This window comes from Mycolicibacterium hippocampi, from assembly GCF_010723735.1.
In the GTDB taxonomy this organism is placed as follows: Bacteria; Actinomycetota; Actinomycetes; order Mycobacteriales; family Mycobacteriaceae; genus Mycobacterium; species Mycobacterium hippocampi.
In genome coordinates this window covers 3,742,950-3,767,577 of sequence record NZ_BLLB01000002.1, presented here as the reverse complement: position 1 = coordinate 3,767,577, position 24,628 = coordinate 3,742,950, and the positions used below count along the sequence as shown (strand labels likewise).

The 24,628-nt window shown below is 65.8% G+C and carries 19 protein-coding genes; 9 read left to right on the top strand and 10 right to left on the bottom strand.

Annotated elements, in window-relative coordinates; translation table 11 throughout:
• Positions 1-283: 283 nt before the first annotated feature.
• A complete protein-coding gene (locus G6N53_RS19095) occupies positions 284-1,474 on the top strand; it encodes an alkane 1-monooxygenase (protein ID WP_163890973.1) in 1,191 nt (396 codons plus the stop codon).
• Here the strand turns inward: G6N53_RS19095 and G6N53_RS19090 are convergent.
• A complete protein-coding gene (locus G6N53_RS19090; RefSeq protein WP_163890972.1) occupies positions 1,454-2,311 on the bottom strand; it encodes an SDR family NAD(P)-dependent oxidoreductase in 858 nt (285 codons plus the stop codon). The genes G6N53_RS19095 and G6N53_RS19090 overlap by 21 nt on opposite strands.
• A gap of 59 nt (positions 2,312-2,370) precedes the next feature.
• The gene (locus tag G6N53_RS19085; RefSeq protein WP_163890970.1) at positions 2,371-3,744 is read right to left on the bottom strand and encodes a PE-PPE domain-containing protein; all 1,374 of its coding nucleotides are present in this window, start codon (positions 3,742-3,744) and stop codon (positions 2,371-2,373) included.
• 1,068 nt (positions 3,745-4,812) lie between these two features.
• Here G6N53_RS19085 and G6N53_RS19080 point away from each other — a divergent pair.
• The 5 genes from G6N53_RS19080 (at position 4,813) to G6N53_RS19060 (ending at position 10,843) form a co-directional block, all read left to right on the top strand.
• The gene (locus G6N53_RS19080; protein WP_163890968.1) at positions 4,813-6,105 is read left to right on the top strand and encodes a PE-PPE domain-containing protein; all 1,293 of its coding nucleotides are present in this window, start codon (positions 4,813-4,815) and stop codon (positions 6,103-6,105) included.
• A 146-nt stretch (positions 6,106-6,251) separates the two neighbouring features.
• The gene (locus tag G6N53_RS19075; RefSeq protein WP_163890966.1) at positions 6,252-7,733 is read left to right on the top strand and encodes a flavin-containing monooxygenase; all 1,482 of its coding nucleotides are present in this window, start codon (positions 6,252-6,254) and stop codon (positions 7,731-7,733) included.
• Between the two features lie 57 nt (positions 7,734-7,790).
• Positions 7,791-8,453, top strand: a complete 663-nt coding sequence (locus G6N53_RS19070) for a cutinase family protein (RefSeq protein WP_163890965.1) — start codon at positions 7,791-7,793, stop codon at positions 8,451-8,453.
• Positions 8,454-8,661: 208 nt separating this feature from the next.
• Complete coding sequence (locus G6N53_RS19065; RefSeq protein ID WP_163890963.1) at positions 8,662-9,930, top strand: PE-PPE domain-containing protein; 1,269 nt, start codon at positions 8,662-8,664, stop codon at positions 9,928-9,930.
• An 85-nt stretch (positions 9,931-10,015) separates the two neighbouring features.
• Positions 10,016-10,843, top strand: coding sequence for a class I SAM-dependent methyltransferase (locus G6N53_RS19060; protein ID WP_163890961.1), 828 nt, complete (start codon positions 10,016-10,018; stop codon positions 10,841-10,843).
• Here G6N53_RS19060 and G6N53_RS19055 read toward each other — a convergent pair.
• The 4 genes from G6N53_RS19055 to G6N53_RS19040 all read right to left on the bottom strand — a co-directional run bounded on the left by G6N53_RS19055 (position 10,840) and on the right by G6N53_RS19040 (position 17,392).
• A complete protein-coding gene (locus G6N53_RS19055) occupies positions 10,840-12,207 on the bottom strand; it encodes a cytochrome P450 (protein WP_163890959.1) in 1,368 nt (455 codons plus the stop codon). The two genes, G6N53_RS19060 and G6N53_RS19055, sit on opposite strands and share 4 nt — an antisense overlap.
• A 67-nt stretch (positions 12,208-12,274) precedes the next feature.
• Positions 12,275-13,759, bottom strand: a complete 1,485-nt coding sequence (locus tag G6N53_RS19050) for a flavin-containing monooxygenase (protein WP_163890957.1) — start codon at positions 13,757-13,759, stop codon at positions 12,275-12,277.
• A gap of 21 nt (positions 13,760-13,780) precedes the next feature.
• Positions 13,781-16,054 carry a PE-PPE domain-containing protein gene (locus tag G6N53_RS19045; RefSeq protein WP_237166576.1) on the bottom strand — a complete coding sequence of 758 codons (2,274 nt, stop codon included), beginning with the start codon at positions 16,052-16,054 and terminating at the stop codon, positions 13,781-13,783.
• Between the two features lie 543 nt (positions 16,055-16,597).
• The gene (locus G6N53_RS19040) at positions 16,598-17,392 is read right to left on the bottom strand and encodes an alpha/beta hydrolase (RefSeq protein WP_163890953.1); all 795 of its coding nucleotides are present in this window, start codon (positions 17,390-17,392) and stop codon (positions 16,598-16,600) included.
• Between the two features lie 205 nt (positions 17,393-17,597).
• Between G6N53_RS19040 and G6N53_RS19035 the strand changes: the two genes are divergently transcribed.
• Together G6N53_RS19035 and G6N53_RS19030 are read left to right on the top strand one after the other, a co-directional pair.
• Positions 17,598-18,668, top strand: a complete 1,071-nt coding sequence (locus tag G6N53_RS19035) for an LLM class flavin-dependent oxidoreductase (RefSeq protein WP_370329359.1) — start codon at positions 17,598-17,600, stop codon at positions 18,666-18,668.
• A gap of 488 nt (positions 18,669-19,156) precedes the next feature.
• On the top strand, positions 19,157-20,494 hold the full coding sequence (locus G6N53_RS19030; protein WP_163890950.1) for a hypothetical protein: 1,338 nt from the start codon (positions 19,157-19,159) through the stop codon (positions 20,492-20,494).
• A 21-nt stretch (positions 20,495-20,515) separates the two neighbouring features.
• On the opposite strand, the gene G6N53_RS19025 is transcribed toward G6N53_RS19030, so the two are convergent.
• The 3 genes from G6N53_RS19025 to G6N53_RS19015 are packed head-to-tail and all read right to left on the bottom strand — an operon-like array spanning position 20,516 to position 22,419.
• Complete coding sequence (locus G6N53_RS19025) at positions 20,516-21,259, bottom strand: nitroreductase family protein (protein WP_163890948.1); 744 nt, start codon at positions 21,257-21,259, stop codon at positions 20,516-20,518.
• Positions 21,252-21,758 (bottom strand): DUF2505 domain-containing protein, encoded by a 507-nt coding sequence (locus G6N53_RS19020; protein ID WP_163890946.1) that lies wholly within the window; start codon positions 21,756-21,758, stop codon positions 21,252-21,254. The genes G6N53_RS19025 and G6N53_RS19020 overlap by 8 nt, the downstream gene beginning before the upstream one ends.
• Positions 21,742-22,419, bottom strand: a complete 678-nt coding sequence (locus G6N53_RS19015) for a flavodoxin family protein (RefSeq protein WP_163890944.1) — start codon at positions 22,417-22,419, stop codon at positions 21,742-21,744. The genes G6N53_RS19020 and G6N53_RS19015 overlap by 17 nt, the downstream gene beginning before the upstream one ends.
• A 128-nt stretch (positions 22,420-22,547) precedes the next feature.
• Here G6N53_RS19015 and G6N53_RS19010 point away from each other — a divergent pair, with 128 nt between their 5' ends.
• Positions 22,548-23,378: a class I SAM-dependent methyltransferase gene (locus tag G6N53_RS19010; protein ID WP_163890942.1), complete on the top strand. Its 831-nt coding sequence runs from the start codon at positions 22,548-22,550 to the stop codon at positions 23,376-23,378.
• On the opposite strand, the gene G6N53_RS19005 is transcribed toward G6N53_RS19010, so the two are convergent.
• Positions 23,371-24,627, bottom strand: coding sequence for a phthiocerol/phthiodiolone dimycocerosyl transferase (locus G6N53_RS19005; RefSeq protein ID WP_163890940.1), 1,257 nt, complete (start codon positions 24,625-24,627; stop codon positions 23,371-23,373). The two genes, G6N53_RS19010 and G6N53_RS19005, sit on opposite strands and share 8 nt — an antisense overlap.
• Position 24,628 lies beyond the last annotated feature (1 nt).

The following is a 24,628-nucleotide window of genomic DNA, read 5'->3' as shown; positions in this document are numbered from 1 at the left end:
GCACGTCAGTCGTCGACCCGTGACGCTGGCGCGCCTACGGTAATGGCCCGCCTCTCAGCGGGCGGAGACCGCGTCTGAGGGCCGACAAGGCTTGGACGCCGCTGGCTTGAGCAGCCGCCCAGCAAGCCGCTCCAGGCCCAGATGGGGCGTCACAATATGATCAGAGGTTCGGCGGCCGTATTGCCCGTCACATGCGCCGATGGTATGACAGCGATACAACTTCGTCGCGTTTGGGGCCGCGACGATCAGCCGGCGCCAGCTAAGAGGGGTAGCGCAGAGAACGATGCCGACACGACAACAGTCCAAGGCGGGCACCGGGGGTAATCGCGTGTCCGCCCGCGGCTGGCGTGACCGCAAGCGCTATGTGTGGCTGCTCGGTCTGGTCATCCCCACGCTCGTCCCGATGTCGTGGGCGGCGGTCACGGCGACCGGGTGGGGCGTCTTCTGGTGGTCGGGTCCCACGCTGATGCTTCTGGTGATCCCGGTGTTGGACTATGTCGTCGGGCCGGATGCGGAGAACCCGCCCGACAGCGCGCTGGCCCGGCTGGAGCATGACCGCTTCTACCGGTGGGCCATCTATCTCTACCTGCCCGCCCAGTATCTGTCGCTATTGCTCGCCTGCTGGTTCTGGAGCGGCGGCGGCGGAGTCACGCTCAGCGGTCTCGACAAGTTCGGCCTGATGCTGACCGTCGGCGGCATCGGCGGCGTCGCGATCAACGCCGCCCATGAAATGGGACACCAGCGCGCTGAATCGGAGCGGTGGCTCAGCAAGGTGGCCCTCGCCCAAACCGGGTACGGCCACTTCTTCGTCGAACACAACCGGGGCCATCACGCCCGCGTCGCTACGCCCGAGGACCCCGCGAGCGCGCGGATGGGCGAGAACATCTACCTGTTCCACTACCGGTCGATCATCGGAAGTCTGCGCTCCGCGTGGGCGATCGAGCGCCGTCGGCTCGCACGGCGCGGCCTGTCGCCGTGGACGCTGAAAAACGACGCACTGAACGCCTGGCTGATGACGGTTGCGCTGTTCGCGGTCCTGGCCGTGAGTTTCGGCGTCGAGGTACTGCCGTGGCTGATCGGGCAGGCCGCCGTCGGGATCTTCCTGCTGGAGACGATCAACTACCTGGAGCACTACGGGCTGCGCCGACAGCAGCGCCCGGACGGCAGCTACGAGCACGTGCGCCCGTCGCACAGCTGGAACAGCAACTCGATCATCTCCAACGTGTTCCTGTTCCACCTACAGCGGCACTCCGACCATCACGCGAACCCTCGGCGTCGCTACCAGGCGCTGTGTCACGCCGAGGAGGCCCCTCAACTGCCGGCGGGCTACGCGACGATGGTGGTGGTGGCGCTGCTCCCACCGTTGTGGCGGCGGGTGATGGACAGGCGGGTACTCGCCCACTACAACGGCGACATCCGACGGGCTGCGCTCAGCCCGCGAAAGGCGCGGCGATTAGCGAAGCGGCACGCCTGACTGCACCTGGCGGGTACGGCGCAGCGCGGCACCGGCGGTCCGCATCGACAGGGCCGGCGACAACCGCTCCAGGTACCACAGCGCCTTCCACCACCGCGGCACGACGATGATCGCCTGATTGCGCCGAATCGCCCGCAGTGCGCGTTCGGCGAAGTCGCCCGGGTCCATGGGGCGCAGAGCCTCACCCAGTTTGAGTTGGTCTTCGCGACTGACCGACTTGTTGCGGCCGTATTCGCCGCCGGACAGGATCGGGGTGCGCACCACCCCAGGACACAACACCGACACCTGCACACCGTGGGTGGCGGCCTCCACGCGCATCGTTTTGGACAGAGCGACGACGGCATGCTTGGTCGCGGAGTAACCGCCTTGTGCCGACGTGGTGATCAAGCCCGCCATGGATGCGGTGTTGACGATGTGACCGCTGCCCTGGGAGATCATGATCGGGTAGGCAGCGGCGACCCCGTGGATGACTCCGCGCAGGTTCACGTCGATGATGTCGTTCCAGTCGTCGAGCGTCAGGGTGTCGACCTCGCCCCCGATGCCGATGCCGGCGTTGTTGAACAGGTAATCGATGCGCCCGGATGTCTGCACCGTCGCACGGACGGCCTGCTCGAACGCTTCCGGGTCCCGGACGTCCAGTTCGACCGCGTGCACCCCGGACTCGCTGCCGCCGAGCCGCTCGGCGAGCTGGCCCGCCACCTCGAACTGGCGGTCGGCGATCCACACCTGCGCGCCCGCGTCCACCAATTGTGATGACAGCGCGGCGCCGATCCCGGACGCGCCACCGGTGATGAAAGCGACTTTCCCGGCCAGCGCGGACTTGTCGTTGGTTGCCACCCGGGAAGGATAGCCGTCGGACCACCCGCCTGTGTTCGGCGCGGCCGCATGGGTCTGCGTCAGGAAGAACTGTTGTTGTCGGAGGCCTTGTCGGACTTTCGATCCGAGTCGCCGGCATCGCTGTTGCCGGCATCGCTGCCGGAATCGGCGTCGGTGGAATCGGTGCGGTTGCCCGCCGTCGTCTTCTTGGTGCCGTTGAGCGGCGCGCGGTGCTTGGGACCCGCGGGCTTGTCGGAGTCGGCGGAGTCCTCGCCGGTCTCAGTGTCGATGTCGTCGGCGACCTCGTCGGTTTCGTCGGGCTGCTCCGAGGGCTCAGTGTCGGTCGACTCCGTCTCGGTGGGCTCGGTGTCGGTCGATCCGGTGTCGGGGTCGGATCCGCCGGCTTCGGCGGTCGGCTCCTCGGACACGGCCTCCTGGTCCGTCTCGACAGTGCTCACCGCATCCCCGGAATCGTCGGAGCGCTCGGAAGGCTCCGCTGCATTCTCGGCGGCGTCGGTGACGTCCTCGGTGACCGTGACGTCCTCGGTGACCGTGGCGTCGGAGTCGAGCGTCAGCGACGTGACCGCAGTGCTCGACGACTCGTCGGACAGAGACCGCAGCGCGTCGGAGCCCTGTTCGCCTTGGGGCTCCGCCGGCAGGTAAGGCCGGGAGTAGGCACTGTCGATGATCGCCCGCAATGGGCCTTCCCACTGGTCGGCCAACTCATCGAGACCGAGGTTGCGTAGCGGCTGCAGCAGAGGCAGGTACTCGGTGGGGACAAAAACATACGTGGTGTTGTCCTCGGTCCAGACATAGTTGTCGGGGTCGTCGAGATCCACGTCCCGGTAGTTCATGTGGATGATGTTGAACGCGGCCAGAGCGTTGGCCGTTGCCAGCAGGTTGAACGGGTTGGTCGGGAAATCGGCGACCGGGTCGTACTCGCGTGCCACGTCGATCACTGCGTAGCGGGTCGGCGGCGCCGTGATCACGTCCCCCAGCGTCCAGGTGCTGGCCCCGCCGTACTTACGCGTTCCGTTGCCGATGAGCAGGAACGAGAGATCGTCTGCGGCGACGTCGCTGTCTTCGGCCCGTTCGGTCAGCCATGCCGTCGCTATCCTCGCGCCACCGCTGAACGCGTAGACGATCTTCGGGCCGTCGGCACGGTTGATGGCGTAGTCGAGGTTCACGAGGTTCTCGTTGACGCCGATCTCGTACGTAGTGGTGCTGATGATCCACCAGTACAGGACTTCCTGACAGTTCCTGGGGGCTGCGCAACCGGCGCCCTGGAGGTACTGAGGCATGTCCCACGGGGCCGGTCCATGTGTCAGCACCGTTGCAGCACCTTCGGGTGTCAGCCCGGCTGCCGCGGCGGTTGCGCTGCCGCCGAACGCAACCGGCAACGTGGCGAATGGCAACGCCGCCGCGACGAGAGCCCCCTTCAGTGCCTGCTTCACGTGCTCTCTCCTCGTGTCACGCGGGAATCCCCGCCCCGATATGTGCTGCCGGGTGAGGCGGTTCCGTCGCCACTTCGAGACATGCTGCGGAGCGAGCTGTCGCACCACTTTTCGAACAAACCGGCTCTGCGGACAGGCCGGCCGCTCGGCTGCCAAGTGTGGCGCGCGCTCGTGCACAGCGTTGCTCGGGAGTGATCCGAGTACTGCAGGTTCCCCGACTCGAGGCACATTACCTCAGGTTTGCTCGACTGGCGTGTCCTAACAGCAAACACCTAATGGCCGAAATCCTCTTCGTTCGAGCCTGATGGCTCGTTGTGGCTATCAAGATCGACTCACTACCGCTGCATCGACGGTGTCGGTGGTGCCCGCGGTGCGGTGTCGATCCGTGCGATGCGGGCGCCGGATTCTTTAGGGCGCCAACGGGTTTTATCTGCTGTGAGCCGACGGTCGACGGACGTCGGGCCCGGGTGTCGGCGAGGCCGACGGAGTTCGAGGCCCAGGCCGCCGGCCTGCACCGGAACCGGCGACGCCGGTTGTTTGCCGCGCAGCCCGTCTTTCTTACTGCGGAGTCAGTTACGCACGGGTATCGGGCGGATCTCGTTCCAGACAAGTGTCCACGTTGTGATGGCTTTGTTCAGGCGATGGTTGCCTGCTGGTAAAGATGTGCTGCAGCGGGTGGTACGGACCACAAATTATTTTTTGCGTGGCAGCTGCCAGCAACTAAAACGGGTACGGTAAGTCACGCGGCGATTCATATAAATTACAATCATGTAATTAATGAGGGGCACATTTCCTACTGAAAAGTCAGGTGTCGACTTTATGCCCTTTGTACAGCAGTTATCTAATAATCTACGGAAGCGTAGGTTATTGAATCGGACAGCTTCCACATCTGCTCTACCAATGTAGAGTTGTTATAAATAATGGATTACAGCAATATAAAGGTAGTTTGCCAAATCCGCGTCAATTGGAATTCTCAATGTTTTGCTGCCCGATGAGTTCTTGGACGCAATATGCTCAGTTCAGCCGATCACGGCTAACCACTTCATTTGTGTCTATCGGGGAGTTCCTATGCGCACCACTATTCGCCGGGCAGGCGTTGCCTGCGGCACCCTCATTGCTTCCGCAGCCGTGGCGGTCTCGACCGCGACCGGGGCGTGGGCAAGTAGCTCTGCGCTCGTCATCGGTGGTCTTTCGACGCCGTCTCTGCACGATCTGGTCATGTCCCAGCTGCTCGGCGGTGACCTGCAGGGCCAGGAGCGGGTCAGCGTCAACTGGCCGGCCGAGGCGGGCCCCTACACCGGCAGCGGCGATCTGACCCTGGGGCAGTCGATCGACGTGGGCATCACGAACCTGGACGCCCAGATCGCGGCCGCGCTGGACCGGCTCAGCGCCCCGGACGAGCAGGTCACCGTGGTCGGGCTGTCCGCGGGATCGCTTGTGGTCAACGAGGTTCTGCGGCTGATGGCCGCCGATCCCGATGCGCCGGACGCCAGCCAGATCAAGTTCATCGTGGTGGCCGACTCCAGCCGCCAGGAGTTGATCAAGGACGCGAAGTACAACCCCCGTTACGACTACACCTACCAGCCGGCACCGGAGACTGCCTACGACATCTCCGTGGTCACCGGCGAGTACGACGGAATGGCCGACTTCCCGGATCGCTGGTGGAACTTCACGGCCGTGCTCAACGCGATCGCCGGCGGCATCTTCGTTCACATCCCGGTGATGTTCGCGGATCTGGATTCGGTCCCGGTCGAGAACATCACGGTGGACGTCAACTCGCTCGGTGGCACCACCACCCATTACCTGGTGCCCACCGCGAAGCTGCCGCTGGTGCAGCTGCTCCCCTTCCTGGCGTCGCGCGAGGCCGAACTGAAGGCCAAGATCGACAAGGCCTACATCCGCAACGACGCTCCCACCACTGCCCTGCGGACACTCGCAGCTCCGGCGGTCGTCGAGGAAGCCGCAGAGGTGGAGGAGGCCCAGGAAGCCGAGGAAGCCTCCACTCCCGTCACCGACGTGTCGCGCAAGGCGGAAGCGGTTGAGCCTGTCGAGGCGGTCGTTGACGAGGTGGCGGTGAAGGAAGACGCCGAGGTCGAGGTGGACGTGACCGAGGACGAGGATTCCGACGCTGCCGAAGCTGAGGCTGCTGAGGCTGCTGAGGAGGAGGCCGCTGAGGCGGAAGCCGCAGAAGCTGCCGAGGCGGAAGCCGCTGCGGAGGCGGAAGCCGCAGAAGCTGCCGAGGCAGAAGCCGCCGAGACTGAGGAAGCAAAGAACGACGACGACCAGGAGGTCAAGCGTTCCGAGTCCGACGATTCGGCCGCGGACGACTCGGGATCGGCGGATTCCGACAGCACGGAGTAACATTTGCGCACGACAGACCACGAAGCCCCGGCTCCCCGCGCCGGGGCTTCGCGGCGTCGGGTCACCCGGTCCGCCCAGCGGTGGCGGCCGCGGCGTCCTAAGATCCAGGCAATGTTGCTCGATTTGCTGTGAGGTAGCGTTATCCCATGGGTGTACCGCAGTTCGACGTGATCGTCGTGGGCGCCGGTTTCGGCGGAATGGGGGCGTCGATCCAGCTCAAGAAGATGGGCTACGACAACATCCTGATCCTGGATCGCGAGGACGACCTGGGTGGGACGTGGCACGTCAACCACTATCCCGGGCTTGCCGTCGACATCCCGTCGCCCACCTACTCGTACTGGTTCGAGGCGAACCCGTACTGGTCGCGGCTCTACGCGCCGGGATCCGAGCTGAAGGCGTACGCCGAGCACGTCGCCGACAAGTACGACCTCCGCCGGCACATGCGCTTCAACAGCCCGGTTGACGGAGCTCACTGGGACGAAGACGCTCAACAGTGGCTGGTGGCGCTGTCCGACGGAGAAACACTGACCTCTCGGTTCCTGATCACCGCCACGGGTTATCTCTCGCAGCCGCGTAAACCCGACATCCCCGGCATCGAAGAGTTCGCCGGCCGGATCGTGCACAGCATGGACTGGGACGACAGTTATTCGGCCGCCGGAGAGCGGGTCGGGCTGATCGGCACCGGGGCCACGGCGGTGCAGTTGATCCCCCAGCTGACGAAGAACGCCGCGGAGCTGACGGTGTACCAGCGGACGCCGATCCACGTCGTGCCCAAGATCGACTTCCCGATTCCGGTGCGGTTGCGCAAGCTGTTTGCCCGGTTACCTCTGCTGCAGCGCGCGTTCCGGTTCACCTCCGACATCAACCTCGAAGTGATGATGATCTTGTCGGTGTTGAACTTCAAGTACTTCCGGTCGCTGAACACCGGTGCCTCCTATGTCTCACAGGCCCTTCGCTTCGTGTCGATCCGGGACAAGGAACTGCGGGCCAAGCTGACGCCGGAGTACGAATTCGGCTGCAAGCGGCCGACGTACTCGAACTCGTACTACCGGACGTTCACCAAGCCGAACGTGCACCTTCAGGCGTCTGGCATCGAACGGATCGAGGCCGACGGCATCGTGGCGTGCGACGGCACGAAGACCCAGATCGACACGTTGGTCCTGTGCACCGGATTCGACCTGTGGGAGGCCAACATCCCGGCGATCGAGATCATCGGTCGTGACGCCCGGAACCTCGGGAAGTGGTGGCGTGACAACGGGTTCCAGGCCTACCAGGGATTGTCGATCCCGGCTTTCCCGAATTTCCTCAGCCTCGCGGGACCGTACGCATCCAGCGGACTGTCGTTCTTCAACACAGTGGAATATCAGATGCGCCACATGGATCGGCTGTTCGGTGAGGTGCAACGTCGCAACGCGACGACCTTTGAGGTGACCGAGGAGGCCAACGCGCGCTTCCGTGACCGGATGTCACACCTGTTGGACAAGACGGTGTTCCGCCGTGGCGATTGTGCGCGGTCCCGGTCGTACTATTTCAGCCCGACCGGTGAGACTCTGGTGCGGCCGGCGTCGACCAACCAGACCAACCGGGAGAACGACACCTTTCCGCTCACCGACTACGTGATCGCCTGAGTATCGCTGCCACATGTCCTGACCGGCGACTATCCGTGGGTGTGTCAGCATGGACACATGCGCGTGCGACGAATTCCCGGTGTGCTCGGCGGAGCCCTGTTGGCGGCGACGGCAATGATGCAGACAGCGACGATGCCCACGGCGTCGGCCCAGCCCTGCCCTGACGTCGAGGTGATCTGGGCTCGCGGTACCGGCGCGCCGGCGGGGCTGGGCTGGCTCGGGGACGCGTTCGTCGACTCCCTCCGAGCCAAGGCCCCCGAAAGATCGGTGGGAGCCTATGGCGTCAACTATCCCGCAAGCTTCGATTTCGACACCTCAGCGCCGGCCGGCGCCGCGGACGCAGCGGGCCGGGTGCAGTACATGGCGGACGCCTGTCCGGGCACCAAGCTCGTCCTCGGAGGCAATTCCCAGGGGGCAGGGGTCATCGATCTGATCACCGTGGACCCGAAGCCGCTGGGGCGTTTCACCCCGACCCCGATGCCACCCCACCTCGCCGACCACGTCGCGGCGGTCGCGGTCTTCGGAAACCCGTTGCGCGACATCCGCGGCGGTGGCCCGCTGCCCGAGCTGAGCAGCGCCTACGGCCCCAAGACGATCGACCTGTGTGGCCTCGACGACCCGTTCTGTTCCACGGGCATGAACTTCGCGGCGCACTTCTCCTACATCAAGAACGGAATGGTGGACCAGGCCACGACTTTCGTGGCAGACCGGATCCGCTAGCCCCCGGCGGCAGTCCCCCGGCCAGCAAACCTGACGGTCGGTTTTGTGTCCCACGTCGACAGTTCGTGCCCGAGCAGCGTTCGATGCGGACTTCAGTTCCGAGAAACGCGGAACACCGGCCATACAATTGCACCGCAACACCGTGGTGCGGGCGTAGGATCACAGCAGTCAGCAAACTAGCGGGGGAGCTAAATCATGGGGGCAGGCAATGAGCACAGCGGTTGAGGGCACCAGGCGCAAGAAGAGCCTGGCGAAGTGGTTGGCCGCGGCGGCCGTGGCAAGCGTGCCCCTCGCGGGGGTGGCGGTAGGCGCCCCAACGCCCGCTGCCCACGCTGCGGCGGAGTTCGAACTGTTCCCACAGGGGCCGGCACGAGTGCTGACCCTGAGCCTGATCCCGAACGGCAATGACGACGATCTCCAAGGTGTCATGTGCGAGTCGCCGCGGACCTGCCAGCAGGTGCTCTACTCGTACCTGTCCAAGTCGGTCGGTGTAGAGAATCTCACCGCTGCACTCAGCGACGGCACCACCGGCCAGCAGATCGTCTTCGCATACAGCGAGGGCGCACGGGCTGCGGAGCGCTGGCTCGACGAGAACGCGGGACAGGAGGGCGTTCCGTCACCGGAAGAGCTGAGTTTCGTGTTGATGGGCAATCCGACGCGCAAATACGGTGGGGCAGATCGGGACTTCGACACATTCCCCGAGACGGACTACAAGGTTCTCGATGTGTCGCGGGAGTACGACGCAGCTTCGGACTTCCCCGACAACCCGTTCAACCTGCTCGCGCTGCTGAACGCCAGCGCAGGCTTCATGTTCACCCACCAGGATTACGAAGAGGTCGACATCTACAGTCCGGCGAACTACGTCTGGACCGAGGGAAACATCACCTACGTCTTCGTGCCGACCGAAGACCTGCCGCTGCTGCGGCCACTACGCCTACTCGGCCTCACCGGGTTGGCCGATGCACTGAACGGACCGCTCAAGGAGATCGTCGACCGCGCGTACGACAGGTACTACCTGCCGGCAGCACCCGGACTCCCCGCTCCGGAACCAGAGCCGGAACCGGAACCTGAACCACAAGCAGCGCTGATGGCGACCAGCATGCAGCGCAGCGCGCCCGCGGCGGAGGCCGGCGCCGTAGCGGAGTCGCAGCCCGCCGAAGAGGATTCACAGTCCGGTGGAATCGAGGAGGACGTCGCCTCCGACGCCGAGGACGCCGTCGAGGAGCCTGCTACCGATGCCGGTTCCGGGAAGGACGTCGACGAGAGCGTCGACGAGGACAGCGACCCTGAGCCCTCGACCGAAGCCGAGCCGGAGTCCGATTCCGACGACGACGACGAGCCGTCCAGGAAGGTGACGAGGTCGAAGGATTCGGCGGACGACTCGCAGACCAAGTCCTCGAGCCGGGACTCCCGGTCCTCCAGCGACAACACTTCTGCGGACTCGGACTCGAAGGACTCGGGGAAATCTGACGAATAGCACTCGGGGACTGCGAGATTGCTTCAGACGCCGGTGAATCCAGCCCCGGTGTACGGGGCCGCGGGACGTGTGCTTTGCTGGCGGAATGGATGTCAGCGGGCTCGAACCCATCGAACAGACTGCGCTGCTCACCGAGTATGCGCGTGCGCTCGACAGCCAGGCGGCACGCCGGATCCTGGGTGACCCGCACGCCGGCGCCACCGTCGGCCGGATCGACTACGACTTCGCCGGTCTGGGCGCCACCCCCAGCGTGGTGGCCTTGGTTGCGCTGCGCGCGAAGATGCTCGACGAGCGCATCCGCGGGTTTGTCGCCGAGCACCACGATGCGGTGGTGGTCGACCTCGGTGCCGGGTTGAGCAGCGCGGTGTTCCGCGTCGACCCGCCGCCGGGCGTCGACTGGTTCAGCGTCGACCTCCCCCGCATGATCACGTTGCGCGAGTCGCTGCTGCCACCCCGTGACCGCGCTCGACCCGTCGCGGCCTCGTTGCTCGAGCCCGGCTGGGTCGACAGCATCCCGGCAGGGCGGCCGACCATGCTGTTCGCCGACGGACTGTTCGCGTTCCTGGAGGAGCCGCAGGTGATCGGCCTGTTGCGGCGGATCACTGACCACTTCGGTACTGGGGTGATTGCGTTCAACGACTACGGCCCGGTCGGCAGGATGAACCAGCTGATGGGCCGGCTCACCACCTCGAGCAAGGCGAACTCGCCACACCGGCAGTGGAACTTCCCCGGCTTCAAGGATGCCCACCGGCCCGAGCAGTGGAACGCGAACCTCACACTCGTCGAGGAGGCGAGCGCCATGCACCGGCCGGAAGCCGAACTGTTCCCGCGGGGCCTACGGTTGGCCGGACGGCTGGCGCACCGGATCCCGGCGATCGCCCGCAAGGCCAGGATCCTGCAGTACCGGTTCTAGCCGTTGCTCTCGGCCACCGAAACCGAGTCGTCCTGCTGCGGCACGGCGTGCTTGCGCCGGTGGACCACAGCGCGACCGCCGCGCCCCGGCGTCACCGTGACACCGCGGCTGTGCGGCTTCTCGTCGGCTTCGTCGGTGGGCTCGAGCCGGAATTCACGCAGCATGGTGCGCAGCGTGATGTCCATCTCCATCGTGGCGAACGAGGCGCCGATGCACCGCATCATGCCGCCGCCGAACGGTATCCAGGCGAATGGATTCGGGGGTTTGCCGACAAACCGGTCCGGGTCGAACACCTCCGGGTCGGGGAAGCTCTCCGCGGCCGCCATCGCCAGCTGGGTACTGGCCATGATGGTATCGCCCTCCGGAATCACCCACTCCCCCAGGCGAATACGGGTTCTGGCCCGGCGAAGCGCGGCGGTCAGCACGGGCCGGGTCCGTTGCGACTCGGCGATGGTGGCCTGCATCAGCTCTGATCCGCCCGCATCGACCTCCTCGGTCAGCCGGCGGAGCAGCTCGGGATGTCTGCGAATGCGCTCGATGGTCCAGGCCAGCTGGGTCGAGGTGGTCTCGTGCCCGGCCACCAACATGGTGAGCAACTCGTCGACGACGTAGGGATCCGGGATCGACGAGCCGTCGTCATAACGGGCCTGCAGCAGCAGGGACAGCACGTCGCCCCGCTCGGTGAAGTTCGGATCCGACCGCGCGTCGGCGATCAGCGATCGGCACACCTCGTCCATCCGGCTTCGGTACTGCGCGAACTTTCCGCCGGGGCTCCACGGCCCGAGATCCCTACGAACGAACGAGGGCAGCAGCGCGATCTTGGAACCGAACTCGACGGCGGCAGGGATCAGCACCCGCAGCTCGTCGAGTTCGTCGCCTTCGGCGCCGAACACGGCGCGCAGAATGGTGTTGAGCGTGATCCGCATCATCGGTTCGAGCGTCTCGAACTCGACCCCTTCGGGCCACGACTGCATCTCCCGGAGCACTTCCTGCTCGGTGATCGTCTCGTAACCGCGCATGTTCTTGCCGTTGAACGGCGGCAGCAGCAGCTTGCGGCGGGCCAGCAGCTCGTCACCTTCGAGGTTGAAGATCGAACCGGGGCCGAGGACATCGCCGCCCAGGTTGTTCTGAGGCCGCCCGACCAAGTCCCGACTCGTGCTGAACAGATCCTTCACCAGCACCGGATCGCTGATCACCACCGTCTCGCCGAAGACGGGCAGCTGCAGGGTGAACGTCGAACCGTAACGCCGGCCCAGCGCGGCGATCGAACCGTAGCGCAGGGCCAGCACGGCGGCGCCCTGGATCAGCTTCGGGACCCGCGGGCCCGGCGGCAGCCGCACTGGCTCCGTGGTGGCCGTTGCCATGTCGTCACCCCTTCATGCTGGTGCTCGAGTGGATTGTTGACGCTTCTGCCCACGACGTCGTGTCAGGTCAGGCTATCGCGTAGTCGCTGAGCGGGAAGTGCTCCTGCTCCTTGACCGCTTGGCGCACCGTGGTCGGCCGGAACAGCGGGGCTTCCCCGGTGCTGTTGAACCAGTACGACCGCGAGTTCGCGCAGTTGCCCAGCACGAACACCGAGTCGTCGAGCAAGGTCAGCATCCGGTCCAGAAACCGTGCGTTGGCTTCGTCGGTGACCTCGAACGTCCGGGCTCCGGTGCGTTGCAGTTCACGGAACAACCGGTCCATGTGGCGCATCTGGTACTCGACGGTGTCGAACCAGGACATGCCCACCCACGCGTAAGGGCTGGCCTGGGTGAGCAGGTTCGGGAACAGCGGCACAGTGAGGCCCTCATAGGCCTGGAACTTGTTCTCCCGCCACCATTTTCCGAGATCGCGGCCCTGTCTGCCGACGACCTCGATGGCAGGCAGATTGGATTCCCAGACGTCGAATCCCGTCGCCAACACCAAGGTGTCGACGGCGCGTCTGGTGCCGTCCTTGCACACGATGCCGTCCGGCTCGATGCGTTCGATGCCCGCGGTCTCCAGATGTACGTGCGACTTGTTGAACGTGCGGTAGTACACGTTCGACAGCGTCGGGCGCTTGCACCCGAAGTCGTATCCCGGGGTCAGCTTGCGGCGCAGTTCTTTGTCGCGGATCGCCAGGAAGCGGTGCAGGCGCCCGATGGTGGCCGCGATCCGGTTCACCGGACGGAACTGGCGGAACCGCCACATCGCCAGCGTCACCATGATGTCCATGAACAGGTCACTCGACACTCGCAGAACCCGTTGTGTCGCAGGGAACTTCGCGAACAGTCGCTGCGCTGTGGGGCCGAATCCGAAGTCGAGTTTGGGCATCACCCAGATCGGGGTGCGCTGGTAGACGGTCAGCTCCGCCACCTCGTCGGCCAGCTTCGGGATCAGCTGCACACCGGTCGAGCCGGTGCCGATGATCGCCGCCCTCTTGCCCTTCAACGCGTACGAGTCGTCCCACTCCTGGGCGTGCAGCACGGTGCCGGCGAAGCTGTCGATGCCTTCGATGTCGGGCTTCTTGGGCTGGCAAAGATAGCCGGTGGCCAGGATCAGGAACTGGGTGTGCAGCGTGTGGCCGCCGGCCAGCGACACCACCCAGACCTGGGCGTCCTCATCCCACCGGGCACCGTCGACGACGGTGTTGAAGCGCATGTAGCGCCGCAGGTCGTACTTGTCGGCGACGTGCTCGGCATAGGTCTTGAGCTCGGAGCCAGGCGCGTACAACCGCGACCAGTACGGGTTGGGCTCGAACCGGTAGGAGTACGTCGTGGACGGGACGTCAACCGTCAACCCTGGGTAACGGTTGACGTGCCACGTTCCACCGAGATCGTCCTCGCGGTCGAGGATCGCGATGTTGCGGTAGCCCAGCCGGTTGAGCTGGATGGCCGCGCCCATCCCACCGAATCCTGCACCGACGATGACAGCGTCATACTGCTCCGTAGTCACGGGGCGATACTACGGGCCTTCTCAGTCATCGGATCCGCCGCCCGAATTGCTGCTGGCCGAGCTCTTCTTGTCGCTGCCGGAGCCGCTGTCGGACTTGCTGTCGGATTTGCTCTCCGACTTGCTGTCGGACTTGCTCTCGGACTTCTTGGAGTCGCTGTCGTCGCCCTTGCGGTGCTTGCCGCCGGCTTCCTCACCGGAGTCCTTGGCATCGTCCTTGGCGTCGTCGGCGGCGTCCTTGTCCTCGGACGCGTCGTCCGAAGCTTCCGGCTTGGGGTCGGAATCGGCTCCGCTGTCGGTCTTGCCGTCGCTCTGCTCCTCGGCGTCGTCGTCGGTGTCCACCGGAGTCTCGGAAGCGGTGTCATCCACGTCTTCCTCGGCCGGGGCCTCTTCGCTGACCTCCTCGGTCACGTCCTCGGAAGCCGGCGTCTCCTCTTCGGCGGCCGGGGCCTGCTCGAACTTCTCGCGCAGGTTCTGCACCGCGGTCGAGACGACGTCGGTCGCCTCCTCGGTCTCGGCCTCGTCGGTGGCCTCTTCCTCGGTGGCCTCGGCCTCTTCAGTGGAGAACAGCGACGCCAGAATCGACTGCGACTCGGAGGAATCTTCCGCGTCTTCGATGGGTTCGCCGATGTACTCGCCGGTCTCCGGGTCGTAGAGATCCTTGACCGACGGCGGGATGTAGGCACCCGCCGGGATGTCCGTGCCGACCTCCCAGTCGGCGGGCATGAACGGGTCGACCTCGTTGCAGTCCGGGCACAGAATCTTGGCGAACGGCCGGACCAGGTGGGCGAAGAATGTCTCGTTCGGGTTCCAGATCTGGCTCTTAGGCACGAACGGGTACCAGGTGACCATCAACGCCTCGAAGAGGTTCTGGGCGGCGCCGAGGTGGTCGCTCAGCGACGGTGTCTCGATGCCCTCCGGCGGCGCGTTCAGGTACTCCCAGAACGAGGTCAGTTCGGCGAACGGCTCGAGGTAGATGGTCTCCCCGTACCACTCGACGGGCTCGCCGTCCTCGCCCAGTTCCTGGCCCCAGTAGCCCTCGTTCTCGCTGACCGGGTTGACCGGCGGGGTGATGGGGCCGTCGAAGGTGTAGCCGTCCGGGTTGTACAGATCCCAGATCATCACCTTGAACATCTGGTCGGTGAGATCGTTGGGGTTGAGGCACTGTGTTCTGCCCGTGCCGGTGCAGCCTTCGTTCATCGGCAGGTTCGCCCTGGCCCAGTAGTCGGCCGCGATACCGATCGGGGTGGACAGCGACGGGATGGGCAGCAGGAAGTCGACGAACGCCCGCGTCATCTCGGGGTTGGCCGGGTCCCAGCCCAGCACGTTGACCGGCGTGTAGACCCACCAGCTGCCGCTGTCCCGCATCGCGTTGGCGAACCGGTTGGTGCCGGCGACCATGTTCGCCGGGACGTTGGCGAACATCTCGACGAGGTTGATCGGGATGTTGAACGGCGACGGCTGCGGATCGTAGTCCGGCAGCGTGATGCGATCGTCGCGGTTGTAGCCCTGCTCGATGATGTAGCGCAACGGCGCGTCGAGCTCGTCGGCGAGTTCATCGAGGCCGAACGCGCGCAGCGGCTCGAGCAGCGGCAGGTTCGGGCTCGGGGCGAAGACGTACTCGATCCCGTCCTCTTCCCAGCGGCTGTTGGCGGGGTCGTCGATGTCGACGTCTGTGTAGCCGTTGCCGAGGTGGTTGGTGAAGAACCCCATGGTGGCGTTGAGGGTTGCCAGGATGTTGAACGGGTTCGCGGGTAGGTCGCCCGTCGGGTCGTACTGGTTCATCACGTCGATGACGTTGAAGCCGCTGTCCTCCGGCCACTGCTGGCCCCACGGCACGCCGGAACCCCCGTACTTGCGGGTCGGGTTGCCGATGACGACGAAGGTCAGGTTCTCCGGCGCCGGGTAGGCCACGGGATCCTCCAGGTGGGCCGCGAGCCACTGCGACGCGACGGTGGCGCCCTCGCTGAAGCCGAAGATGGTGATGTCCTCGCCGGGGTAGCCGGTTAGCGCGTCCCTGAGCGCGTCAACGCCGAGGGTGTACTGACCCGGCAAGCTCCAGATCGGCATGTACTCGAGCTCGACACAGGTGTTGGCGTCCGGGCAGTAGCTGCCGCCGAGCTGCTCGGACATGTCGACCGCGTCGGGTGACGGGTTGATCGTGATCACCTTGGCCGACAGCGTGACCTGCTGGCTGACCTGCTTGCTCATCGTGGGGGTTCCCTGGACCTGCGCCGGTGGCGCGAGGGGGGCGAGGGCGATGGCGCCCGTCCCGACGAGTGCAATGCCCGTGGTCACGTACGGACGAAGCGCTGAGTGCATGTGCCAGCCTTCCAGAAGGTTGCAAAGTGATGTCGATCCGATCACGGGTCGAGGTGTGCGGAGATTATCACATTCCTGGCGAACGCAAGGAATTGCTGTGCAAAAAATCGATGATCGCCGCTAACTCTCAGAGAAAACCACAATTGCTGTTCAGACTGCCAGAATTCCTTCGCTGTCGCACGCCGAGGTGTGGTGGTCCTCCATGTTGCCGCTGGCATCTCACCGCATCGCAAGCAATGACAGTGTGATTCGAGTTTGCGGCCGTTTTCCAGCACAATGCTGCGTGGAGTGGCATTACAGCTAACACGTGCGAACGCCAGGTGACGCACTGGTGACGAACGCGCTCGAGCAGTGAACCAGACCAGGTGCAGCACTGCACCCAGGCCCACGCCAGCAACATGCTCCGCTACCCCTTCCGCTCGGCAGACGCTTTTGCTGGCGGCGTCAATTACCTATCGGCGGACCGGTCACGGGTGTTAACACCCGTCGCAGCGGCACCACGACCTGGCGACGGCTGCCTCAGTAGCCGCGGTCCCCGAGCCACGAATGGATACGCTCGGCCACTGCTCGCCACCCGGGCTCGAGCATCATGTTGTGGCCCAGGTCAGGGAAGAATTCCGGCTCGGTGCCGTACGCGCGGGCGGTGGCACGCACCTCCGCCGCGGTGACGGCGCCGTCCAGCCCGGCCCCCAGGACGAGCAGTGGGGTACTCACCCGCTTGGGTCGTGGAAGCGCGATGAGGCCGTCGACGCCCGACCGGGCGCTCTCCTCCTGCAACCGCGCAGCGTAGGACGCCACCAGATCGTCGGGGGTGTGCGGCGAGAAGAACCGCTCCCGCGCCAGTTCCGGCGTGCTGACGTAGGCCAACGACCGTCCCGACGCCGAGAGCTTGAGAAAGTGCCAGGGGTGGCGGCGCAGCCAACGGATGCCGGAGCCGAGGTAACCCCGCGGCGGCGCCGAAGCCATCAGTACCCCGGCAGGGATGTCTCGGGATTCCAGGAACTTCTGGACGACGAAGCCACCCATCGAGTGACCGATCACCACCGGAGGCGTGGGCAGGGTGTCGGCCACCGAGGCGACATCGCCGACGTAATCGGCTATCGACAGCGCGCGCAACGACTTCGTGGCCGCGCTGCTGCCGTGCCCCTGCAGGCTGGGCGCCACAGCGCGGTAGCCCTTGTCGGCGAAGAAGTCCAGGAAGTGTTCGTCCCAGCACCATGCCGCGTGCCAGGCCCCGTGGACGAACAACAGTGGGACCGGATGCGCGGGGCTGGTGGAGCCCTTGTCGATCACCTCGAGTGCAGCAGGTGACATGACAGGTGGCGCAACCTTTTCGACGGAGGGTCCCGAGCGGGGAACGAGCAGGCTGAACCTACCATCCGGGTTGTGGCCGCTCGGCGGTAGTACCGTCCGTACCATGACGATCCGCTCGCGGGCTGCTGCGCCCAGGTTCCGTTTCGGCCTGCTCGACGGGATCGTGAACACCCGGATCTCACCGACGCTGTTGCCGTCCGCCGCGATGCTGACCGCCAGAGCGACCGGTGCCGACTCGTTCTGGGTGGGCGACCACATCAACTCCCTGGTGCCCCGGTCCATCGCCACGCCCGAACATCTCGGCCCTGCCGCGCGGCTGGTTCCTAAGGTCGACGCCATCTTGGAGCCGTGGACGATGCTCGGTCATCTGGCTGCGCGCAACCGCTTGCGGCGGTTGCGCTTCGGGGTCTGCGTGACCGACGCCAGCCGCCGCCACCCGGTGGTCACCGCGCAGGCCGCAGCGACGCTGCACCTGCTCACGCGTGGCCGCGCGATCCTCGGCATCGGCGTCGGGGAACGTGAGGGCAACGAACCGTACGGGGTGGAATGGTCCAAACCGGTCGCCAGGTTCGTCGAAGCGCTCGCGACCATCCGGGCGCTGTGGGAGTCGGGTGGCGAACCGGTGACACGGGAGTCGGCCTACTTCCCGCTGCGGCACGCGGTGTTCGACCTTCCGCCGTACAAGGGCCGCTGGCCCGAGATCTGGGTTGCTGCTCACGGCCCTAGGATGTTGCGGGCCACCGGGCGGTATGCGGACGGCTGGGTGCCCTTCGTGATCTCGCGGCCCGCCGACTATGCGCGTGCGCTCGACGGGGTGCGCGCCGCCGCCTCGGACAACGGCAGGGACCCGATGTCGATCACCCCGGCGGTCAACCGCACGGTGGTGGCCGGCCGCACCCGCGATGACGTCGACGAGGCGCTGGACTCGGTGATCGTGAAGTCCGTGGCCCTGGCGGCGCCCGCGGAAGCGTGGGCGAGGCACGGGGTCGAGCATCCCCTCGGGTCGGACTTCTCCGGCGTGCAGGACCTCGTTCCGCAGATGATCGACCAGCAGACCGCGCTGTCCTACACCGCCCGCGTGCCGGCGTCGCTGATGAAGGAGATCTGCTTCCACGGGACGGCCGACGAGGTGCTCGACCAGGTGGCCGAGTGGCGCGATCACGGGCTGCGGTACCTGCTCGTCATCAACGGCAGCCAGCTCAACCCCAAATTGCGCAAGGGCGTGGCCGCGACGTTGCCCTACAACGCGGTGCTCCGGGGACTCAAGAAGCTCTGAGCACTCGCCCTGCGGTTTGCCGATGACGGCGCCGACGCCTGGGCCGGTGACCGGCGCGGCAACCGAGCCTCTCCCCTGCGGCGGTTGCTCGAATCCGGGGTTGATGTGTCGGCAGGTGCAGTTCCCGCTCCGCTGACCGACAGCTGACCGCAGTCCGCAGCTGTCGGCCGACTCGCCGGTCGACCCGCGGCTTGCTCCGGCGAGCGGCCGGCCAGCGCACGTCCGGTGCCGGAAACAAGCCGATGGCAGCATATTTCGCGCGCGCGTCAATTTTGGCGTCGTCGTCCCTCGCGGGCTCGGCGACAGGCGCCACACCCGCCCGGGTGGCTCCGGCGCTGGTCAAACGGCCGACTGGCCTCGCGGCCGCGCTCCGGGGCCGATCCTCGGGTGTCCGATTGTGAAAGTTTGCCGAACCGGCGAGCTCTGTGGTCTGGGTCAGGGTATGGTCATGCGGTCATTCGAAGTAACTGCCCGAAGAGATGGATGTCATGCGAGTAGCTGTGAAACCGGTCATCACCACCGGCGTCGCACTGGTGGGAGCCAGCGTGATCGCCGTCGCGCCCGTCGAGCCGCCGGCACAGAGCACCGCCCGTGTAGTCGAGCAGGACGTCAGCCTGACCGCGTCGTCGCTGGCGTACGTGCCGATCAACATGATCGAGCAGGCCTTCAGCGCACCGGCCAACATGGTCGCGGCACTGGATCGACTGGCCAGCGCCCTGGTGATCAGTGGCAGCTGGAACGACTCGCACCCGAACAACGTCTGGGGCTGGGATCCCGCCAACCCCGCCATGTTCCGGGAAATGATCAACACGCTGATCCCGTTCCCGGCGTTCTCGGAGCCGTGGGGGACACACCTGGACTGGTGGGTCACGGCGAACTTCCCGATGTATGCGGGTTGTGCGTACGAGTGCGAGGACCTGCCCGGGATGCTCGACCGGATGTTCAAGGTCCCGATGAGCGAGTTCTACAGCGAAGACGGCTACACCTTCCCCACCGTCGTCAACCCGATCGACGGCGTCGAGACCGAGTGGTCCGGCCAGACGGTGAAGCTGGACCCGGCTGAGCCGATTCGCTCGGTCTGGGCCTCACTGACGGCCGAGCCGACGGGTATCGAGACCGTCACGTGGTACGAGATCGTCACTGCCGTGGCGAATTTCGGGGCCGCTCTGCAGGTCACCGGCCATCTGCCGGACTGGGTCGCCGTCCGCGAGATCGAGCAGTTCTTCAAACTCTTCATTCCGGCCCCGGAAGAGGAGGTCGAGGAATCGGTCACCGACGACCGGACTGCTCTGCTCGCCGAGGTGAGCGAAGTGGCCGCCGACGAAGACGAAGCGGTCGACCTCTCCCCGGCTGCCGGCCTGCGTGCGCTCGACTCTGTCGTGGCGCCGGTCGACGAGTCGCTCGAGGCCGCCACCACGGAAACCCCTGCCGCGCAGGTCTCCATCGTGGAAAAGGCCACCGACGATCTGAAGAAGAAGTTCGAATCCGTTCAGGTCGAGGAGGCCACCGACGCGCTGTCGGACGAAGACGATGCGGACTCTGCCGAAGAGCAGTCCGCGGAGGACGAGGCGGACGCCGACGAAGACGTCAAGGACGCCACCGAGGAAGCCGGAGAAGCCGCGGACGACGAAGACGTCAAGGATCGCAGCGAGGCCGACACCTCGACGAGCACGGGCGGTAAGCACCGCAAGGCTGACGACTCGACGGACTCGGACTCGTCGCGTGACAGCAAGTCCGGTGGTGACAGCAAGTCGTCCGGCGACTCCGGTGGCGACAGCAAGTCCTCCGGCGGCGACAGCAAGTCCGGTGGCGACAGCAAGGACTGACCGGATCTGTGGTGGGCGCCCTCAGTCGGTGCCCATCCACGGTCGGTTGCCGTAGGTGTTGAAGTGCATCACCTCGGCGACCGGCCTGCGGGTGGTCGGCCCGTAGCGGCCGCGTGGCCAGCCCAGCGGCACCACACAGCACGGGGTCACCGACACCGGTAGGCCGAGCGTGCGGCGCGTCGACGTAACGCTCCACAGCGGCAGCGTGATCAACGAGGCGCCCAGCCCCATCGCCCGCGCCGCCAGTAACAGGTTCTGCACGCTCGGGTAGATGGACCCGAAGAAGCCGGACAGCGCAGCATGCGGCATCGGCACGAACGGGACACGACCGTCCTTGGCGCCCAGCCGTAGGCACGCCACGATCAGCACCGGAACCTCGGTGAAGTGGTCCACCTGCCACTGGACCGCGCGGGCTGTCTTGGCCATGGACGGGTCCTTTTTGGCGGCGCGGCGAATGACGGTCTGGTAGTAAAGATTCCATGCCTGGCGGTACCGTTTGGCGAGCTTCTTCTTGGTCTCGAAGTCCTTCACCACGATGAACTCCCAGTTCTGCCCGTTGGCCCCGGTCGGTGCGTGCAGGGCCACCTCCAGGCACTTCATCACGATGGCGTCGTCGATCGGGTCCGGGTAGACACGGCGGACCGCACGCTGGGTCATCATCGCGTCGATCAACGGCATGTCAAGGCGGCCAAGAGCTTCCGGGGTCGTCGGTACCTCGCCCGGAATGTAGGTGTGGCGGCCGTCGGGATCGGGCGTGTCAGGCATTGCTTGATATCCAATCCGAGGTGAAGCGTTGTAGCGCAGGAATCTCGACGGCGATCTGATCACAGATGTACTTCTCGATCCGGCCGCCGACAAGCGGGATCTTGACCTCGATGGTTCCCGACAACGACATGCCCGATCCGGCCGGTCGCGGGGCGATGAGCGCACTGCCGGCCCCGGACCCCGGCACGCCGGAGGCAGCGAGGGTGACCTCCCCGGTCACCCGGTCCTCACCGGCCGGTCGCCAGGTCTCGGTGCGGACGACCTCCAGGCCGCCGGTGAACACCCTCGCGAGCACACCGGGCAGCACGTCGTGGCGCAGATCCTGGGTGGTGGCCACCGATATGGTGCCGTCGGACTCGACCGACAGCGCGTCCAATGTGGTGGCACCGCCGCCGAACTCGGCGATCCTGGCCTGCCAGTAGGTCTCGTTGGCGAAGGCGGAACAGATCTCCTCGACGGTGGCCGGCGAGTCGGTGTCGACGTCAAAGGGGCGTGGCATCGCGCCCACCGAACAACCGATCCGCCAACTTGCCCGCGAACTTGCGGGCCTGATCCACCTGTCCGTCACTGATATTGGTGGGCGGAAGCTTGAGGCCGAGATAGCGCTCGCGGTACTCCCCCGACCCCAGATAGCTCGCCAGTGACAGCAGCGAGGTCAGTTCCCCGCCGGGATAACCGAAGTGGATGCTGTCGGCGAAGCGGCCGCCCTGCTTGTCCGCCAGTTCGCGCACCGCCTCCAGGTTGCCCCGCCATTTGCGACGGCACACCACGAACACCGCGTAGGGTGTCCCGTCGAGCAGTGGCGCGGCCTCGGCGGATTTCAGGAACGAGCGCAACGGCATGCTCACGGTGTCCCACCAGGTGGGCGAACCCAGGCAGATCAGGTCGTAGGCTCCGTCGCGCACCGCATCGGGCGTGCGGATCTCACCCGTCTCACCCCGGTTCTGTGCGGGCAGCACGCTGAACATGTCCGGCCACACCTTGCGCATCGGGAAGCGCGAGAACCGTTCGGAGTACCGGGGATCGATGAACTCGATGGGTGCCATGTGCACCTCGCATCCGCGCTGGCGCAGCGCCTCGGCGGCGGCGTCGAGCACCTTCTGCGTCTGACCTGTGTAGGAGTAGTAGACGAACAACACCCTGCGCGCAACGTCGGTCATCGGTGACACCCCTCGGGCACGTCCGCTGAATACACATCTGCTCCTTTCGCTGTGAGCCCGGCGCCTGTGTCAGGCGGTGGTGCCACGCTGATTGTCCCGCAGAGGCGTTTGCGCATAACCTCTGGTGCATGACCGAGAAGGTTTCCATCGATCTCACCGGCCCCGCGCAGACGATGCTGACGACCCTGTACCTCAAAGCACTGGATGCCGACTTCGAGCGCCCGGTGCTCGGCGACCGGTTCGCCAAAGAGGCCATCGACCGCATCGACTACGACTGGCGCGAGCTCGGTGTGAGCGGCAAGTGGGCTCCGCTGGTCACCGTGCGCACCGCGCAGTACGACATCTGGGCCCGCCAGTTCCTGGCCGTGCACCCAGAGTGCACCGTCGTGCATCTGGGCTGCGGGTTGGACAGCCGGGTCTTCCGGATCGACCCCGGCCCCGAGGTGCAGTGGTACGACGTCGACTTCCCCGATGTGATCGCGTTGCGCGAGCAGATCTACCCCAGTAGGCCGAACTATCATCTGCTCCCCACCCCGGCGACCGAATTGTCGTGGCTCGACCAGATTCCGGCGGACCGCCCGGTGCTGTTCCTCGCCGAGGGCATCAGCATGTACCTGACCGAGGAGGAAGGCATCGCCCTGCTGCGCGGCGTCGTCGACCGCTTCGGTTCGGGCGAGCTGCAGATCGACTTCTACAACTGGGTCGGCATCCGGTCGCAGAAGACCCAGACGTTGGTGCGGCGGACCGGATCCCAACTGTTCTGGGCGGTCAACAGTCCCCGTGACATCCTCGACCAGGTGCCGGGCACCCGGCTGCTGGCCGCGGCGACGTTGTTCGACGCGAGTACCGCGGGCCGCGCGTCGAGGCCGTTCCGTGCGCTCGGTCGCGCAGTGCGCGCGGTACCGCCGGTGCGCACGGCGTTGCAGTACCACCGCTACGCGTTCGGGCCCGTCAGCTGACACCGTCGGCTGCCTGTCGCGCCGCGACGCCGACGAGCAGCGCCTCGATCGCCTGCACCGACTTCTCGGGTTCCGGTCCGTGCGAGTGGTACTCGATCATCAGACGGCCCGCGAAGATCTTGCTGGTGTAGATCTCGATGCCGGAGCTCACCGCGAAGTACAGCTCCCCGTGGCTGCCCGTCAGTTCCATGTCCGGCGGGGTGCGCATCGGCGGCACGATGCCGTTGTCGGTGAACATCACGACATCGGGCAGGCCGGGCGGGTTGCCGACGTATTGCGGGCTGAAATGCAGGAAGCTCTGCTGGATCACCCCTTCGGCGATGTCCTTCTTGAAGGTGTCGTTGATGTCGCGCGCGAGGTCGACGACGTCGGTGCCGGACTCGATCTCGGCGAGGTAGGTTGCGATGCCCACCGGATTCGTACACTCCGTCGCCGAGACTGGTGGCGACAGCAGGTAGCGCAGGTCGACCGGATAGACGTAGGGCACCGGGATGTTCGGGGTTTTTCGCAGCTGCCATTCAGCGGTGAGCACCGTCGCCGACAACAGGCTGTTGAGACCGAGCTTGTTGGCCCGGCAGAACGCGATGATGTTCTCGGTGTCCCGCTCGGAGAGCTTGCAGTAGGCCATCGGGACCAGTTGCGGCAGCACCGGGTTGACCTCTGACGGGGCGCGCCGTGACGGCGGCAGATCGTAGGCGAACATGGCGGCCAGCAGACGCTCCAGACCGGACCTGGTCTTCTTCTCCACGCCCCGGTTGGCCAGGATCACCTCGAGCGGGTCCGGCGCGGAGTGGACTGTCACCGGCTTGGCGGCCCCGGTGGTGACCAGATCGGTGTAGGTGGAGAACAACTCCTCGACGAGGCTGAACTGGTGGTGGCCGTCGGCGAGGCTGTGGTGAATGTAGAGCGTCGGCTGCGCCTGCCCGTCGCGCAGCGTGAGCCGCAGGTGCACCAGTGACGCCGTCTGGTCGAAGATCAGCGGCGGCGCCGGTGCGTCGCCCGCGAGTTCGACCACCTCGATCCCGGGATGCATCAGGTCGTCGAGGACGATCTCCCAGCGTCCGTCGGGATCCTGCTCCAGATGCCCGCCCAACACCGGATGTGCCTGCAGCAGCGCGTCGAAAGCGTCGGACATCGCGTCGGCGTCGACGGTTCCCTTCACCTCTGCGCCCAGCCCGACGAAGTTGTGCGTCTCGGCGAACATCTCCTCGCTGCGCGCAAGCTTGCGGATACCGGAAGAAGGAAACATG

Excerpts from the sequence above, each read along its gene's own strand:
- G6N53_RS19095 (WP_163890973.1), top strand. The coding sequence starts at position 284 with ATGCCGACACGACAACAGTCCAAGGCGGGCACCGGGGGTAATCGCGTG.
- G6N53_RS19080 (WP_163890968.1), top strand. The coding sequence starts at position 4,813 with ATGCGCACCACTATTCGCCGGGCAGGCGTTGCCTGCGGCACCCTCATT.
- G6N53_RS19075 (WP_163890966.1), top strand. The coding sequence starts at position 6,252 with ATGGGTGTACCGCAGTTCGACGTGATCGTCGTGGGCGCCGGTTTCGGC.
- G6N53_RS19070 (WP_163890965.1), top strand. The coding sequence starts at position 7,791 with ATGCGCGTGCGACGAATTCCCGGTGTGCTCGGCGGAGCCCTGTTGGCG.
- G6N53_RS19065 (WP_163890963.1), top strand. The coding sequence starts at position 8,662 with ATGAGCACAGCGGTTGAGGGCACCAGGCGCAAGAAGAGCCTGGCGAAG.
- G6N53_RS19060 (WP_163890961.1), top strand. The coding sequence starts at position 10,016 with ATGGATGTCAGCGGGCTCGAACCCATCGAACAGACTGCGCTGCTCACC.
- G6N53_RS19055 (WP_163890959.1), bottom strand. The coding sequence starts at position 12,207 with ATGGCAACGGCCACCACGGAGCCAGTGCGGCTGCCGCCGGGCCCGCGG.
- G6N53_RS19040 (WP_163890953.1), bottom strand. The coding sequence starts at position 17,392 with ATGTCACCTGCTGCACTCGAGGTGATCGACAAGGGCTCCACCAGCCCC.
- G6N53_RS19035 (WP_370329359.1), top strand. The coding sequence starts at position 17,598 with ATGCTGACCGCCAGAGCGACCGGTGCCGACTCGTTCTGGGTGGGCGAC.
- G6N53_RS19030 (WP_163890950.1), top strand. The coding sequence starts at position 19,157 with ATGCGAGTAGCTGTGAAACCGGTCATCACCACCGGCGTCGCACTGGTG.
- G6N53_RS19025 (WP_163890948.1), bottom strand. The coding sequence starts at position 21,259 with ATGCCTGACACGCCCGATCCCGACGGCCGCCACACCTACATTCCGGGC.
- G6N53_RS19020 (WP_163890946.1), bottom strand. The coding sequence starts at position 21,758 with ATGCCACGCCCCTTTGACGTCGACACCGACTCGCCGGCCACCGTCGAG.
- G6N53_RS19015 (WP_163890944.1), bottom strand. The coding sequence starts at position 22,419 with ATGACCGACGTTGCGCGCAGGGTGTTGTTCGTCTACTACTCCTACACA.
- G6N53_RS19010 (WP_163890942.1), top strand. The coding sequence starts at position 22,548 with ATGACCGAGAAGGTTTCCATCGATCTCACCGGCCCCGCGCAGACGATG.
- G6N53_RS19005 (WP_163890940.1), bottom strand. The coding sequence starts at position 24,627 with ATGTTTCCTTCTTCCGGTATCCGCAAGCTTGCGCGCAGCGAGGAGATG.